Source organism: Vibrio makurazakiensis (genome assembly GCF_050337375.1).
GTDB classification, from domain to species: Bacteria; Pseudomonadota; Gammaproteobacteria; order Enterobacterales; family Vibrionaceae; genus Vibrio; species Vibrio makurazakiensis.
In genome coordinates this window covers 15865-29592 of sequence record NZ_JAKJSW010000042.1, presented here as the reverse complement: position 1 = coordinate 29592, position 13728 = coordinate 15865, and the positions used below count along the sequence as shown (strand labels likewise).

General features: G+C 42.3%; 18 protein-coding genes. 7 read left to right on the top strand and 11 right to left on the bottom strand.

All coding sequences use genetic code 11. The features are described 5' to 3' along the window. Positions 1–318: YitT family protein (locus L4C33_RS07050; protein WP_428811730.1), on the bottom strand; the 318-nt coding region annotated here is incomplete at its 3' end. A 347-nt stretch (positions 319–665) separates the two neighbouring features. Between L4C33_RS07050 and glyA the strand changes: the two genes are divergently transcribed. Next, entirely contained in the window at positions 666–1916 is a 1251-nt protein-coding gene (gene glyA / locus L4C33_RS07045; RefSeq protein ID WP_428811729.1) for a serine hydroxymethyltransferase, read from the top strand. 289 nt (positions 1917–2205) lie between these two features. On the opposite strand, the gene L4C33_RS07040 is transcribed toward glyA, so the two are convergent. The 5 genes from L4C33_RS07040 to tsaA all read right to left on the bottom strand — a co-directional run bounded on the left by L4C33_RS07040 (position 2206) and on the right by tsaA (position 6124). Continuing rightward, positions 2206–2397 (bottom strand): DUF4250 domain-containing protein, encoded by a 192-nt coding sequence (locus tag L4C33_RS07040; RefSeq protein WP_428811728.1) that lies wholly within the window; start codon positions 2395–2397, stop codon positions 2206–2208. 1 nt (position 2398) lies between these two features. Next, positions 2399–2602, bottom strand: a complete 204-nt coding sequence (locus L4C33_RS07035) for a YaeP family protein (protein WP_428811727.1) — start codon at positions 2600–2602, stop codon at positions 2399–2401. A 120-nt stretch (positions 2603–2722) separates the two neighbouring features. Further along, positions 2723–3382, bottom strand: a complete 660-nt coding sequence (locus L4C33_RS07030; protein ID WP_428811726.1) for a tellurite resistance TerB family protein — start codon at positions 3380–3382, stop codon at positions 2723–2725. A gap of 226 nt (positions 3383–3608) precedes the next feature. Next, positions 3609–5327: a proline--tRNA ligase gene (locus L4C33_RS07025; RefSeq protein WP_428811725.1), complete on the bottom strand. Its 1719-nt coding sequence runs from the start codon at positions 5325–5327 to the stop codon at positions 3609–3611. A 101-nt stretch (positions 5328–5428) separates the two neighbouring features. Then, positions 5429–6124 carry a tRNA (N6-threonylcarbamoyladenosine(37)-N6)-methyltransferase TrmO gene (gene tsaA / locus L4C33_RS07020; protein ID WP_428811724.1) on the bottom strand — a complete coding sequence of 232 codons (696 nt, stop codon included), beginning with the start codon at positions 6122–6124 and terminating at the stop codon, positions 5429–5431. Positions 6125–6242: 118 nt separating this feature from the next. On the opposite strand from tsaA, the gene L4C33_RS07015 reads away from it, so the two are divergent. The 3 genes from L4C33_RS07015 to L4C33_RS07005 all read left to right on the top strand — a co-directional run bounded on the left by L4C33_RS07015 (position 6243) and on the right by L4C33_RS07005 (position 8604). Beyond that, a complete protein-coding gene (locus tag L4C33_RS07015; RefSeq protein WP_428811723.1) occupies positions 6243–6503 on the top strand; it encodes a type B 50S ribosomal protein L31 in 261 nt (86 codons plus the stop codon). Continuing rightward, positions 6504–6629 (top strand): type B 50S ribosomal protein L36, encoded by a 126-nt coding sequence (ykgO, locus tag L4C33_RS07010; RefSeq protein ID WP_428811722.1) that lies wholly within the window; start codon positions 6504–6506, stop codon positions 6627–6629. Between the two features lie 388 nt (positions 6630–7017). Further along, positions 7018–8604, top strand: a complete 1587-nt coding sequence (locus tag L4C33_RS07005; RefSeq protein ID WP_428811721.1) for an AbgT family transporter — start codon at positions 7018–7020, stop codon at positions 8602–8604. A gap of 105 nt (positions 8605–8709) precedes the next feature. Here L4C33_RS07005 and L4C33_RS07000 read toward each other — a convergent pair whose 3' ends face one another. Beyond that, positions 8710–9159, bottom strand: a complete 450-nt coding sequence (locus L4C33_RS07000) for a YaiI/YqxD family protein (protein WP_428811720.1) — start codon at positions 9157–9159, stop codon at positions 8710–8712. 5 nt (positions 9160–9164) lie between these two features. Next, positions 9165–9452 (bottom strand): hypothetical protein, encoded by a 288-nt coding sequence (locus L4C33_RS06995; RefSeq protein WP_428811719.1) that lies wholly within the window; start codon positions 9450–9452, stop codon positions 9165–9167. A gap of 733 nt (positions 9453–10185) precedes the next feature. Between L4C33_RS06995 and L4C33_RS06990 the strand changes: the two genes are divergently transcribed. Further along, positions 10186–10704 (top strand): GNAT family N-acetyltransferase, encoded by a 519-nt coding sequence (locus L4C33_RS06990; protein WP_428811718.1) that lies wholly within the window; start codon positions 10186–10188, stop codon positions 10702–10704. Here L4C33_RS06990 and L4C33_RS06985 read toward each other — a convergent pair. Both L4C33_RS06985 and L4C33_RS06980 read right to left on the bottom strand, forming a co-directional pair. Then, positions 10670–10978: a DUF3301 domain-containing protein gene (locus tag L4C33_RS06985; RefSeq protein ID WP_428811717.1), complete on the bottom strand. Its 309-nt coding sequence runs from the start codon at positions 10976–10978 to the stop codon at positions 10670–10672. The two genes, L4C33_RS06990 and L4C33_RS06985, sit on opposite strands and share 35 nt — an antisense overlap. Positions 10979–11009: 31 nt before the next feature. Then, the gene (locus L4C33_RS06980) at positions 11010–12047 is read right to left on the bottom strand and encodes a DUF3549 family protein (protein ID WP_428811716.1); all 1038 of its coding nucleotides are present in this window, start codon (positions 12045–12047) and stop codon (positions 11010–11012) included. Positions 12048–12134: 87 nt separating this feature from the next. On the opposite strand from L4C33_RS06980, the gene L4C33_RS06975 reads away from it, so the two are divergent. Next, a complete protein-coding gene (locus tag L4C33_RS06975) occupies positions 12135–12449 on the top strand; it encodes a YqcC family protein (protein ID WP_428811715.1) in 315 nt (104 codons plus the stop codon). Then, the gene (truC, locus tag L4C33_RS06970) at positions 12440–13186 is read left to right on the top strand and encodes a tRNA pseudouridine(65) synthase TruC (protein ID WP_428811714.1); all 747 of its coding nucleotides are present in this window, start codon (positions 12440–12442) and stop codon (positions 13184–13186) included. Before L4C33_RS06975 ends, truC begins: the two co-directional genes overlap by 10 nt. Before the next feature lie 112 nt (positions 13187–13298). Here the strand turns inward: truC and L4C33_RS06965 are convergent, their stop codons facing one another. Then, positions 13299–13682: a DUF3461 family protein gene (locus L4C33_RS06965; RefSeq protein ID WP_428811713.1), complete on the bottom strand. Its 384-nt coding sequence runs from the start codon at positions 13680–13682 to the stop codon at positions 13299–13301. Between the last annotated feature and the right edge of the window lie 46 nt (positions 13683–13728).

Below are 13728 nucleotides of genomic sequence, written 5' to 3'. Positions count from 1 at the left end.
GTAGATTTCGTTAATAGTATCTAAAGAGATCAGTAGGCTAATATTGTCAGCGAATATTGAGACTAAAGCGCCAGAAATAGCACTGTTGATAGCGAATGTACGGCCAAAGCGTTTCCATGCTAATAAATAGAATGGGCAGTTAGCAATAAAGTACAGTACACCAAATGTTAATGGGGTGAACTGGCTTATCAATAAAGCTAAGCCGGTTGTTCCACCCGTCAGCAAGTTTGCTGACTGTAAAAAGAAGACACCTTGAGCAACCAGAAAAGTTCCGGTAAGAATTGCCATCCAGTCTTCTTTACGTGTATGTTTTTCCATCGTTTTAATAATTTACTAGCCAATAATGGCGAGCATAGTAGAGAAAAGTTGATGCTTTCGGTAGCTAGAGGGGTAAAATTAAGGTAAACCTATGTAATCTGCGTTTTACAGGGTGTAAAGCGTAAAATTGACAGTGAGTGTCGTGTTTGATGCGATAAGCCGCACAACCATGACAATGCTTATATGTCATTATGAAAAAACTGCATGATAAAATTGCAATTAGCTCTTTATGACCTAGATCAAATTATGTAGAATGCGTCACATCAAAACGGTGACGGAAACGTTTGCTTTCGGTCGTTGTGTGGTTTTTTTGAAACTTTCAGTACAATCTGAGTCAGGAGATACAGATGCTTAAGCGTGACATGAACATTGCTGATTACGATGCGGATCTATTCGCAGCTATCCAAGAAGAAACTCTTCGTCAGGAAGAGCACATCGAACTTATCGCTTCAGAAAACTACACTAGCCCACGTGTAATGGAAGCTCAAGGTTCTCAACTTACAAACAAATACGCTGAAGGCTACCCAGGTAAGCGTTACTACGGCGGTTGTGAGTTCGTAGATAAAGTTGAAACTCTAGCAATTGAACGTGCATGTGAACTGTTTGGCGCTGAATACGCAAACGTACAGCCTCATTCAGGTTCTCAAGCAAACAACGCTGTATACATGGCACTACTTAACGCTGGTGATACTGTTCTAGGCATGAGCCTAGCACACGGTGGTCACTTGACTCACGGTTCTCCAGTAAACTTCTCTGGTAAGCTTTACAACATCATTCCTTACGGTATCGATGAAGCTGGTCAAATCGACTACGAAGAGATGGAAGCTCTAGCTGTAGAACATAAGCCTAAGATGATCATCGGTGGTTTCTCTGCTTACTCTCAAGTTTGTGATTGGGCGCGCATGCGTGAAATTGCTGATAAAGTAGGTGCTTACTTCTTCGTTGATATGGCTCACGTAGCGGGTCTTATTGCTGCTGGTGTTTACCCTAACCCAGTACCACACGCTCACGTTGTGACTACTACTACGCACAAAACACTAGCTGGCCCTCGTGGCGGTCTAATCCTTTCTTGTGAAGGTGAAGATCTATACAAGAAGCTGAACTCAGCAGTATTCCCAGGTGGCCAAGGTGGTCCTCTAATGCACGTTATCGCTGGTAAAGCAGTAGCGTTCAAAGAAGCTCTAGAACCAGAATTCAAAGAATACCAAACGCGCGTAGTTGCTAACGCAAAAGCAATGGTTGCTGAATTCCTAGCTCGTGGTTACAACATCGTTTCAGGTTCTACTGAGAACCACCTGTTCCTAGTTGACCTAATCGACAAAGACATCACAGGTAAAGAAGCTGATGCGGCTCTAGGTTCAGCTAACATCACAGTTAACAAGAACTCAGTACCAAACGACCCACGTAGCCCATTCGTTACTTCTGGTATCCGTGTAGGTTCTCCTTCTATTACTCGTCGTGGTTTCTCAGAAGCAGATGCGAAAGAGCTAGCAGGTTGGATGTGTGACATCCTAGATAACATGGGCGATGAGTCTGTTATCGAAGCAACTAAAGCGAAAGTATTAGAAATCTGTAAGCGTCTACCGGTTTACGCATAATTTTTCTGGCTCAAATAGCTTAATTTCTGTGTCAAAGGTGCTCATTTACATTCGTAAACTCCGCGCCTTTTCCTTGAACTGAAGCTATTTGATTGAAAAATCTGATTTGAAAGGTCCCTTGTGGGGCCTTTTTCGCATTTGAAGGTTATTGATTTTTTATAACACGGGAAGAGAGTTAGTGTTCATTCACTACAGTTAGGGCTTAGTGAGTTAAGGGGGAAGAAGCAAAAAGGCCAACAGAAGTTGACCTTTAAAGTACTGAATTCAAGTGCTACGGCTTATAGCTTATTTATCTAAATTGTTTGGCTTCTGGAAGAAACTCAAACCCCGCCGATTTTAGCTTAGCGAGTAATGCAGCCTTGTCGATTTCGTAGAAGTTGATTACTCGGTCTAAATCACCACCGAAATCATCGCGTAGCTTCATGTTGACGATGCTCATTAGCATCACAGGGTCCATTTTCTCAAAATTAGCGAGATTCATGTTAGTCCTCGAAATCTGAGATTAGTAGGTTAGCAGCTGCAAATGCAGCACGTTCACGTGCTTCTTTAGGAAGAGATTCATCAGCAGCAAGGTCGTTTAATGTTTTTACCGTGCAAGTAATTGCTTTAGGAATATAGCCTTGGTCGCCACTTCCAATTTGAGAATACAGTTCACGTACCAAGTTACAACAATCGTATACTTTCATTTTTATACCTAACCAAATGATAACTGCTCTCAATATACACATAGAGAAAAGTAAAAACAAAGCCGATATAATGAAATTCATCTTATGTTTGTTCTTGCTCAAAGTCTCTGCTTATAGGGATTAGCTCGTAACTTGCTGTTCAAGTTGGAAGGTCACTTCACTATCTAATCGAAGCTGTTTAGCCAACTCTTTCAAGTACGCCTTTTCCATAAAGTTTTGCTCATCGGCCACGATAAGAGAGGCTAGATAAATTTCGCTCGCTTGTTGCGGAGAACGTGCTAGCTGGGCTATCTCACTTGGGTCGAGCGGTTTATGCAACTCTTCAGAAACCAAACGTGTTAATTGGTAGTCAGCTCCCATATCCTGAACTGCTTGCTCTATTCTTGCCATTTCATGTTCATCGACATGGCCATCAGCTTTTGAGGCAGCAATCATTGCACGTAGAATCAGCGTGTTATGGCTTGAATCATTCTCGTCAAATTGTGCTTGTTCAGCGCTAGGGGTGTCGCCTTGTTTGGATTGGTAATCGTTATAAACTTTATACGCGAGAGCACCTAACGCAGCAGCGCCGCCGATACCTACGGCTTTCTTACCCATTTTTTTAGTCTTTTTGGAGCCCATTAGCATACCCAATACGCCACCACCAACAGCTCCGGCTCCTAAAGCTCCGAGTTTACTTTTATCTTTGGTTAAATTTGATGAACCTTGCGAAAGTTTCTGGCTGCCTTGTTTCACTAAGTCAGAGTTGAGTGCTTGATTAAGTAAACTTTTGATATCCATCTGTAACTCCAATGCTGATGACGTCTAAATTTTTTGATGTCACTACTATACGGTTCGTTAGATGAACAGAAGATTAACTGACGTTTATTTACACGGTTTAGAGATATTTACGTTTGGTGGTAAATAGGGAGGTTGTGGATTGGGCACATGAACAATAGATACAAAAAAGGCCACCAATTGGCAGCCTTTTCTCAGTGTTATCCACACATGTACTGTTAACTAACGATTACTTAGCTAGTTGAGCCTTAAGGTGCTCGATAACAGTGTCCATCGCGATAGCTTCTTTATCACCAGAGCGACGGTTCTTGTACTCGAAGTTGCCTTCGTCCATGCTACGATCACCGATAACGATAGTGTGCGGAATACCCACTAGCTCGATATCTTTAAACATTACACCAGGGCGTTCTTTACGGTCATCGAATAATACTTCGATACCCATAGCGGTTAGTTCAGCGTATAGCTTTTCAGCCGCTTCTTTAACGCGTCCAGATTTATGCATGTTCATTGGTACGATAGCAACTTGGAAAGGTGCAAGTGCTTCTGGCCAGATGATGCCGAATTTGTCGTGGTTTTGTTCAATAGCAGATGCAACAACACGTGATACACCGATACCGTAACAACCCATTTCAAGAATTGTGTTTTTGCCGTCTGGACCAAGTACGCCTGCGCCCATTTTCTCTGAGTAGTTTTTACCCAGTTGGAAAATGTGACCAACTTCGATACCACGTTTTAGTTGAATAGTACCTTGACCACATGGGCTTAGGTCACCTTCTACAACGTTGCGTAAATCTTCAATTTGAGCAAGTTCAACATCACGACCCCAGTTGATACCGAAGTAGTGCTTACCGTCTACGTTTGCACCAGCGCCGAAGTCGCTCATTACTGCTACAGAACGGTCAACGATGAATGGTAGCTCTAGGCCTACAGGGCCAAGTGAACCAGGGCCAGCGCCAACAAGTGCACGAATTTCTTCTTCAGAAGCCATCTCTAGTGGAGAAGCAACCTGTGGAAGGTTCTCAGCTTTTACTTCGTTCAGCTCGTGGTCACCACGGATGATAAGAGCGATGATGTCAGCTTCAACGTCGTCAGATGCTTTAACGAATAAAGTCTTAACTGTTTTCTCAATAGCTAGACCGTGTTGTTCAACAAGCTCAGCAATAGTTTTTGCGTTTGGCGTATCAACCAGTTCCATCTCTTGCGTTGGTGCTGCAAGCGCTTCTGTAGGAGCTAGTGCTTCTGCTTTCTCGATGTTTGCTGCGTAATCAGATTCTGTAGAGAACGCGATTAGGTCTTCGCCGCTTTCAGCAAGAACGTGGAATTCTTGAGAGCCGCTACCGCCGATAGCGCCAGAGTCAGCAAGTACTGGACGGTACTCAAGACCCATGCGATCGAATGCTTTACAGTAAGCATCGTGCATTGCTTGGTAAGACTTTTCTAAGCCTTCTTTATCTAGATCAAAGCTGTACGCATCCATCATAGAGAATTCACGAGCGCGCATTACACCGAAACGTGGGCGGCGTTCGTCACGGAACTTAGTTTGGATTTGGTACAGGTTCAGTGGAAGCTGTTTGTAAGAGTTAATCTCGTTACGTACTAGGCTAGTAACCACTTCTTCAGCTGTTGGGCTTAGAACGAACGGGCGAGAATGACGGTCAGTGAAGCGCAGTAGCTCTGGCCCCATCTTTTCAGAACGACCTGTTTCTTCCCATAGTTCAAAAGGCTGTACTACGGGCATCAAGATTTCAACGGCACCTGCATTATCGATCTCTTGGCGAACGATATTTTCGACTTTACGCAGAACACGTAGACCGGTAGGTAGCCAAGTATATAAACCTGAAGCTAGCTTACGGATCATACCTGCACGTAGCATCAGCTGGTGGCTGATAACTTCTGCGTCGTTTGGAGTCTCTTTCACAGTAGAAAGAAGATAGTTACTGGTACGCATTTTATGGTATCCGTTTCATCATTGATAAAAGAAAACTTACTGTAGCCCTTTGCTACAATAAATCCGATTTAGCCGCATATAATATCAGCCTATTTTGGATCTCAAAAGCGTTCAATGTCAGTAACATTGATGAAAAGTGCTTCAACAACGAATTTCACGTTAAGATCGAACAAATTTACCGCATATTCCTTACTGTCCGGTTTACCTTTCTTATAAGCCGGGCGAGGATCTTGAGCTAATACTTCTTTAATTACTTGAGTCACATGCCGAGCGTTTGGGTAACTTGTTAGCTGTTTTAATGCGTGATCAGAGAAGTTGACCTCTAGCGTTTCAGGTTCACTTTCGGCAAATCCCCCCGTGGCTGTAGCGATAGAATCTGAATAGGGGATATAAGGTTTAATATCGATTATCGGTGTGCCATCTACCAAATCGGCACTGCCGAGCTCTAGCCAGGTTTGCCCTTTATCTTGAGTGACCCCCTTTAATTCAATGGCAGACATTCCAATTGCGTTTGGCCTAAAGGTTGCGCGTGATGCAAAAACACCAATTCGTTCATTTCCACCCAAGCGAGGAGGTCGTACGGTTGGCTTCCATCCTGCCTCTATATTTTTATCAAATAGGAATAGTAGCCAAAGATGGCTGAATTGCTCTATTCCTCGAACAGATTCGGGAGAGTTGGCTTCGCCAATGAGCTTTATTCTAGACGTGGCACTGGGCGTTAATCTTGGTTGTCTAGGAACAGCAAACTTCTCTTTAAATGGGCTGCTAATAACGCCAATAGCTTCAATTGAGTGCATTTCATCTACATCGTTTTGGGGAAGAAAGATGAAAATAACACACTTTTTCCTTGCTTTTTTAAATGATAATGATTATTAATTGATATGTTATAACATATCAATTAATTTGGAGTTCATTATGAAAAGCGGAATTCACCCTGAATATCGCCCTGTTGTGTTTCACGACACCAGTGTCGATAAATATTTTGTTGTTGGTTCGACACTAAAAACGGATAGAACCATTGAATGGGAAGATGGAAATACCTACCCATATTGCACCTTAGATGTTTCGTCGGACTCCCATCCTTTTTATACAGGGAAACAGCGTGTGGTGAGTAAAGAAGGGCGTATTGCGAATTTCACGCGTCGTTTCGGTCAATTTAGTAAGGAGGAAAGCTAAATGAAAGTCGTGAAGTCGCTTAAGAGTGCTAAAAGTCGCCATCCAGACTGTCAGGTAGTTAAAAGGAAAGGGCGACTCTATGTGATTTGTAAATCAAACCCTAGATTTAAGGCGGTTCAAAAGTAATCGGTCAATAGCGTGTAAAAAACATGTAAAAAGGTGGGGGAAGTAGAACCAAAATCATATGTAAGGTTTTACTTTCCTCGGGAGGTTCACATTACTCTGTTTTAATAGCGAGGAGTCAATTGTATAAAATCCCACCGCAAGCTAATCAATGAGTTAGTGGTCTATATATAAACAGAACGTATCTATTTATATGAATTATAACTCTGTCATTTGTATTTGTTTTGGATGTAATTGCTAAATTATTGTTCGAATGGCGTTAAATAACATGATTACCAACACACTTTGTAACATTTTCCATTTCTAATTGACTCTTTTGTCGAGTACTCTGCGCTGGCAATTTCAACATCTTTGTCACAATTGCACAGGAATCACTACAAGGAGGGAACGGATGAGTTCATCTGCTTCAATAAAAAACAATTCGCCTAAAAAACCTATTTTTACTCGCTTTTTAGATGGCGTTGAATATTTGGGGAACCTATTACCCCACCCAATCACTCTTTTCGCAATCTTCTGTCTTGCCATCCTAGTTACTTCAGGTATTGCAGGTTACTTCGAAGTGTCTGTTATGGACCCTCGCCCAGAAGGTGCTAAAGGTCGTGCTGCTGATGGCATGATCCACGTTGTAAGTCTGCTTAATGCAGAAGGTCTACAACTTATTGTTACCAACCTAGTTAAGAACTTTGTTGGCTTTGCTCCTCTAGGTACTGTACTTGTTGCAATGCTAGGTGTAGCGATTGCTGAACACTCAGGTCTACTATCTGCGGCAATGCGCGGCATGGTAATGGGTGCATCTAAGCGCATGGTTACAGTAACCGTTGTGTTTGCCGGTATTATCTCTAACACGGCATCAGAGCTAGGTTATGTAGTACTTATTCCACTAGCGGCTATGCTTTTCCATTCACTAGGTCGTCACCCTCTTGCTGGTCTTGCTGCTGCATTTGCTGGTGTATCTGGTGGTTACTCTGCAAACCTACTTATCGGTACGGTTGACCCACTGCTTTCTGGTATCACAGAAACAGCGGCACAGATGATTGACCCGTCTTACACGGTTGGTCCTGAATCAAACTGGTACTTCATGTTTGTTTCTACTTTCTTCATCGCGATTACAGGTGCATTTGTAACGGAGAAGATTGTTGAACCTAAACTAGGTAAATACAACGACGAAGAAGCATCAGAAGATCTATCTAACGACTCAATGGGCAAACTAACTGCTGTTGAGAAGAAAGGTCTTAAGCTTGCAGGTATCGCAGTTGTAGCAGTAAGTGCGCTTCTAGCATGGACAATTGTTCCTGAAGACGGTGTTCTACGTTCAGCTTCTGGTACAGTTTCAGGCTCTCCATTCCTGAAAAGTATCGTAGCGTTTATCTTCGTATTCTTCGCAATTCCTGGTTTTGTTTACGGTAAAGTTACTGGTTCAATGAAGAACGACCGTGATGTGATCAATGCGATGGCAACGTCTATGTCTTCAATGGGCATGTACATTGTTCTTGTATTCTTCGCTGCACAGTTCGTTGCTTTCTTTAAGTGGACTAACTTCGGTCAAGTAATCGCTGTTGGCGGCGCTAGCTTCCTACAAGATATCGGTCTAACAGGTCCAATGTTGTTCTTCGCATTCATCCTAATGTGTGGCTTCATTAACCTAATGATTGGTTCTGCATCGGCACAGTGGGCTGTTACTGCACCTATCTTCGTACCTATGCTAATGCTAGTGGGTTACGCACCAGAAACAATTCAAGCTGCTTACCGTATTGGTGATTCTACAACGAACATCATTACTCCAATGATGAGCTACTTCGGTCTTATCCTTGCTGTAGCGACTCGTTACATGAAGAACCTAGGTATCGGTACTCTGATTGCGACTATGCTTCCGTACTCAATCTGCTTTATGTTTGGTTGGAGCATCTTGTTCTACCTATGGGTATTCGTATTCGGTCTACCAGTAGGCCCTGGCGCAGCAACATTCTACACACCTTAATCATTGGATTAATTGTCGGTGGTAGTGAAGTGTTAAGCTTCGATTAAGTAATAAAAAACCTGCACACGTGCAGGTTTTTTTGTATTTGATGCAAGGCCGAAAAGCCTAGAGTTTGCGCTTGGCTAAAATTCTATCTAGGTGGTTAGCAAACTCACGACGGTCTGTTTGCGATAAGGTGCTTGGGCCACCGGTTTGAATACCGCTAGAGCGCATAGTATCCATGAAATCTCTAATATTGAGGCGCGCTTTAATGGTCTCTTTGGTATAAAGCTCACCACGTGAGCTGAGGGCTTGGCCTCCTTTCGTGATGATTTCATCTGCTAATGGGATATCAGATGTGATCACCAGGTCACCAGGTTCTGTGCGTTTGACGATCTCATCGTCAGCAATATCGAAACCACTTGGCACTTGTATTGAGTGAATGTTGTTACGTTTTGGTACTGGCACTAAATGATTTGCAACAAAAGTGCACTCTACGCCAGTTCGTTCAGCTGCTCGTACTATGGTTTCTCGAATTACTTTTGGACAAGCGTCGGCATCAACCCAAATTTTCATTATGACTATTTCTCGCTAAGTTTGGTTTCTAACGCACTAATACGTGCCGTTAATGCTGCTATCTGCTGTTCTAGTAGAGCAACTCTGTCAGGGTTTTGCTGAGTTGTGTCAGCTACTTCAATCTTCGGTACTTTGTTTGCGTTCTTCCAGCTGCGTATTGCTGCAATGAGCGCAGGCATAGGTACCGGTGTGCCCATTCGAGCCTTTACCAAAGCTACAGTGGGTTCTTTTCCTTGAGCCTGAAGTGACTTCAATACTGATTCAAGCTCGTCTGAGACATCTTTAGTGAGCATAGTTCATTCCTTTTTCTTTGATAAACCGCATATTACTCGCTCTCCTATTAATTAGCGAATATCTAAAGTGGAAATGGCTTGTGAGAGATCTCTTACACAGCGTGTAGGATAAAGCGAAATTGAACCTAAGATATAAAGCTACCTCTTTGTAACTGGTTGTAATATAAGATCTTTGTTTTTGTCGTTAATTTGGTGAAGCAAAAATGTGATGGATATCCATTGTCCAAAAGTAGAAATCGCGTAAATTAGAACTTGTCGGAAGGACTCTGACACGGAACAGGAAAGCACCAAGGATTTGGTTATCTTCAGGATGAAGATTTGATTACTTAGGATTAGTGATCAAGCATGGAGCGAAAGGACATTGTAAGGACACAACAGTTAATAGGATGTTAGCTGCAACGGAATGACAATGGACACCTTTAGGATAAAGGTTAGGAACAACATCAGGATGATGTAAAGGACACCGCTCACGGAACAAGTGATGAGTACTAACTAGGATTGTTAGTTTTCAGGATGAATTGGACACCGCTAGGATGGCGAAGTTAAGGAAAGAGCTGAAGGATTACAGCCACTATTATGGATGATGCATGGAGCATTAATTAGTAGCCGGATTGCTGCGAGTAAGACTATAGCCCTGACACTTCGGTGTCAGGGTTTTTCTTTTTCTGCTGTTTGTAACATCTACTCTAACCAACCTATTTTTATATATTGTGCGTAACACAAGGATTGTGACATGACGATAGCGACTTCAAGAGCTTTATTAGTCCCTTATACCGAATCACTTGAACATGATTTTATCGTGTTAAATTGCTGCTCGACCAATCGTGCAGAAATGAACGGTTCACACTCGATTAAAAGTGCAAAACATCAATTTAAAGAGCTGTTAGAAGGGGAGTTACATTTCTCTAGGGCTGTTCTTGATAGCCGTACTCGTGAATATATTGGTCATTTATCAATTCTATTAGTTGATGGGCAGTATGAACTGACGTATTTGATTGATAAGGCGCATTGGGGGAAAGGAATAGCCTCTGAAGTATTAAGACCTTTCTTTAGCTTAGCGTGCTTTGAGTTGGGGATTAATGAAGTCATCGCAACAGTCAATGCTCATCACGATGCTTCAATTAAACTGCTTAAAAAGTTAGGTTTTGTGTATCAAGCAACGAAGAAAGATACTTTCGGGCCTTACTATCTCTATCAATTTCTTGATGGAAAAACCTCTACATCTTATGTGGCTGTAGCTCAAAGTGCATAGGTCGGAAACCGATCATAATTAACTCACCTTTATAGCAGTCGTCACCCAGAGAAGAAAATTCAAACTGGTAGACAGTGTGCCAGCGCCAAATCGTCGTCAGTTCGTGACGCATTTTCAATTTGTGAGAGCTGAAAGCTACGCTAAGTAGCTGTAAATCTAACTGCTTGCACTTTCTTGCAACTGCCGCTTTAGCAAGTTCAGATTGTCTGCGTTGTTGCCAGAAAATAAAGCAACCAAAGCAGAGCATTAGAATAGCCAATAAGTCTCCAATCATTATATTTTTGCCTCCTTGGCTTGTTCTCTTATTATGCTTTCGTCGCTTGCTGTAGCTTAATCATTGCAGTAGCAAGTTCTTCAGATGGGTTTGAATTTAACAGTGGTAAAAATACCATGCGAAGTGTTGGTATCATCACTAGGTCTGCGAATAACTGATTGAACAATGCTTGATTGCCTGATTGAGCAAGTCTCAATAGAAATTGCTCTGCAATAGCTGCATCTTGTAGCGCTTCCCAACTGCGTCCTGCTAAGCCGATTAAGACCTCTTGGTGACTTAATCTAGGGCTCGCTAGGATTGTCGTGATTAAACTGTTGCTGATGCTTTGTGGAGCGCCTGAAAGCGACCTTACTAGCGCTGATAGTAAAAATAGATCGGGTTCAGAACTAGCAACTTCATTATCGGCTAACTCTTGAATACGTAACGCAAGTTTTTCTGAAGTGCACGTATGTTCAAGGGCACCTAAGGTGGCATACAGCGGTTCACTTGGCAGTTTCTTTAGTGCTTTTCGAATAGCGACGCCATTTTGATTATGCTCTAGGCGGGCACACATATCGGTGATGCCTTGTAAGCCTACGGTTTGCCAATTTTCCCAGCCTAGTTCACCAGTAAAGTAGTGCTGTGCATGCTCATAATACTGGCTTGTTGGAAGGTCAAGACCTGAACGTACTTGGCTATGGAATACCGCCATTTTGTCTTCAGAAGGTTTGAAGGTATATGGGTTGTTCGATAGCTTCTGCTGTTGTTCTTCGTTCATTTCTCCATTAAGACGAGTTCCCATCGCTTCAATGACAAACTTCAGAAAGTTACCGACTTCAGCTTGTAGCAGTAAACCACGTTCATCTAATTTGAATTTTAAGAACCAAATCCACGGTTGTTTTTCTTCATTCCAATACGCAATGGCTAAATGGGCTTGTCGCTGTAGAGGGAAAGGGTAAGGCTGTTTGCCTTGCTCTACGTTAGAGAATAAGTCGTTATCAACTTTTTGAATACGACGACCTAAATCGTAGATGTCGTATTGGCAGCCGCTATTTTTAAGCAGTTGAGTAAGGGTATGAATAGTATCCATGAGCATTAAGGTCCTAACTTTCTTTCCTCAATAGATGGTACTCTATGCGACAATTTCAAGGTCACTAGATAAATAACTTGGTGAAAAATGACAGCAGCCGCACAGTTATCCTCATTATTGGAACAATTAGAGCAACAAATGCAACAAGCTCATTTATGGGGCGTAACTCGCCCGTCAGATGAAGCTTTAGCAAGTGCTCAACCATTCGCTATTGATACCTTGCAACCAGAGCAATGGCTACAGTGGATTTTCGTGGCTAGAATGCAGGCTCTAGTGGTTCAGGACCAAGCGCTCCCAAAAGGTTTTTCTATCCACCCATACTTTAGTGAGGTGTGGAAAGGACAGTCTGAACTGGTTGAGTTACTAAATACGATAAGCAGCATTGATGAGGCATGTGCGTGATGTTAGAGATCATTTATCAGGATGAATATTTTGTAGCGGTGAATAAACCCGCAGGAATGTTGGTACACCGATCATGGCTAGATAAACACGAAACACAATTTGTCATGCAGACATTACGTGATCAAATTGGTCAGCATGTATTCCCTTTGCATCGTTTGGATAGACCTACTTCAGGTGTGCTGGTGTTTGCGCTTTCTAGCGAAGTGGCTTCGGAAGTGATGCCAATGTTTGCCAATCACGAAATGCAGAAAACATACCATGCGATTGTTCGTGGTTGGATCGAAGAAGGCGATACGCTGGACTACGCATTGAAAGTTGAGTTAGACAAAATTGCAGATAAGTTTGCGAAAGAAGACAAAGAGCCTCAAGAAGCTGTGACGGTTTATGAACCGTTAGCAAAAGTAGAAGTTCCCTATTCCACAGGTCGCTTCCCAACAAGCCGTTACTGCTTGGTTGAGATGTTACCTAAAACAGGTCGTAAGCATCAATTGCGTCGACATATGGCTCACCTAAGGCATCCGATTGTCGGCGATACATCACACGGTGATGGTAAGCATAATCGTCTGTTCCGAGATAACTTGGACTCACATCGCCTGTTACTTCATGCATCTGAATTAAGCTTTGTTCATCCTTTTACTCAAGAGAAGATCGTGATGAAGGCAAGTTTAGATGAAACTTGGTTAAGCTTGTTTGAGAAATTTGAATGGGATATTAGCCTGCTAGAAGCTAGAAGCTAGAAGCTAGAAGCTAGAAGCTAGAAGCTAGAAGCTAGAAGCTAGAAGCTAAAAACAAGAAAGGGTTGATAATAGTATCAACCCTTTTTCTATATGTTTAATGAAACTTTTCGGATCACTTTAGTTTTTCAAGATCCGCTTCGATCTCTGCGATCTTGCTTGATACTACTTTTTCTAAATGGCGAAGATCCGTCAAGATTTTCTGTTTCACATCGACTTCTTCAACTTTCGCTGGCTTAGTGATCTTGTTGAGCTCATCAATCACCAAGGTTAAATTGCGGTTGATCTCAGTAACTTCTTTATATTGGTGGCTTCCACTGTCGACCAATACATTTTTTACTTGGCGGGGGTATTTGAACTTAACGCTTTTTGCGAAGAGTTCGCCTTTTTGTTTGCGGAAGTAAATCTTAAGAATATCTTTATGCGCTTCTTGGCGAAGTGAGTAACGTTCAATCTGTTTAGGATCATTAATCCCTAAACCAGTGAGGTTTGGATACATAGGCTACCTCTAGTTTTTGTATAATGCATACAGGTTATTAATAGTG

Bases quoted from the DNA above. Each gene is read 5' to 3' on its own strand.
- glyA (WP_428811729.1), top strand. From the start codon at position 666: ATGCTTAAGCGTGACATGAACATTGCTGATTACGATGCGGATCTATTC.
- L4C33_RS07040 (WP_428811728.1), bottom strand. From the start codon at position 2,397: ATGAATCTCGCTAATTTTGAGAAAATGGACCCTGTGATGCTAATGAGC.
- L4C33_RS07035 (WP_428811727.1), bottom strand. From the start codon at position 2,602: ATGAAAGTATACGATTGTTGTAACTTGGTACGTGAACTGTATTCTCAA.
- L4C33_RS07030 (WP_428811726.1), bottom strand. From the start codon at position 3,382: ATGGATATCAAAAGTTTACTTAATCAAGCACTCAACTCTGACTTAGTG.
- L4C33_RS07025 (WP_428811725.1), bottom strand. From the start codon at position 5,327: ATGCGTACCAGTAACTATCTTCTTTCTACTGTGAAAGAGACTCCAAAC.
- tsaA (WP_428811724.1), bottom strand. From the start codon at position 6,124: ATGCACTCAATTGAAGCTATTGGCGTTATTAGCAGCCCATTTAAAGAG.
- L4C33_RS07015 (WP_428811723.1), top strand. From the start codon at position 6,243: ATGAAAAGCGGAATTCACCCTGAATATCGCCCTGTTGTGTTTCACGAC.
- ykgO (WP_428811722.1), top strand. From the start codon at position 6,504: ATGAAAGTCGTGAAGTCGCTTAAGAGTGCTAAAAGTCGCCATCCAGAC.
- L4C33_RS07005 (WP_428811721.1), top strand. From the start codon at position 7,018: ATGAGTTCATCTGCTTCAATAAAAAACAATTCGCCTAAAAAACCTATT.
- L4C33_RS07000 (WP_428811720.1), bottom strand. From the start codon at position 9,159: ATGAAAATTTGGGTTGATGCCGACGCTTGTCCAAAAGTAATTCGAGAA.
- L4C33_RS06995 (WP_428811719.1), bottom strand. From the start codon at position 9,452: ATGCTCACTAAAGATGTCTCAGACGAGCTTGAATCAGTATTGAAGTCA.
- L4C33_RS06990 (WP_428811718.1), top strand. From the start codon at position 10,186: ATGACGATAGCGACTTCAAGAGCTTTATTAGTCCCTTATACCGAATCA.
- L4C33_RS06985 (WP_428811717.1), bottom strand. From the start codon at position 10,978: ATGATTGGAGACTTATTGGCTATTCTAATGCTCTGCTTTGGTTGCTTT.
- L4C33_RS06980 (WP_428811716.1), bottom strand. From the start codon at position 12,047: ATGGATACTATTCATACCCTTACTCAACTGCTTAAAAATAGCGGCTGC.
- L4C33_RS06975 (WP_428811715.1), top strand. From the start codon at position 12,135: ATGACAGCAGCCGCACAGTTATCCTCATTATTGGAACAATTAGAGCAA.
- truC (WP_428811714.1), top strand. From the start codon at position 12,440: ATGTGCGTGATGTTAGAGATCATTTATCAGGATGAATATTTTGTAGCG.
- L4C33_RS06965 (WP_428811713.1), bottom strand. From the start codon at position 13,682: ATGTATCCAAACCTCACTGGTTTAGGGATTAATGATCCTAAACAGATT.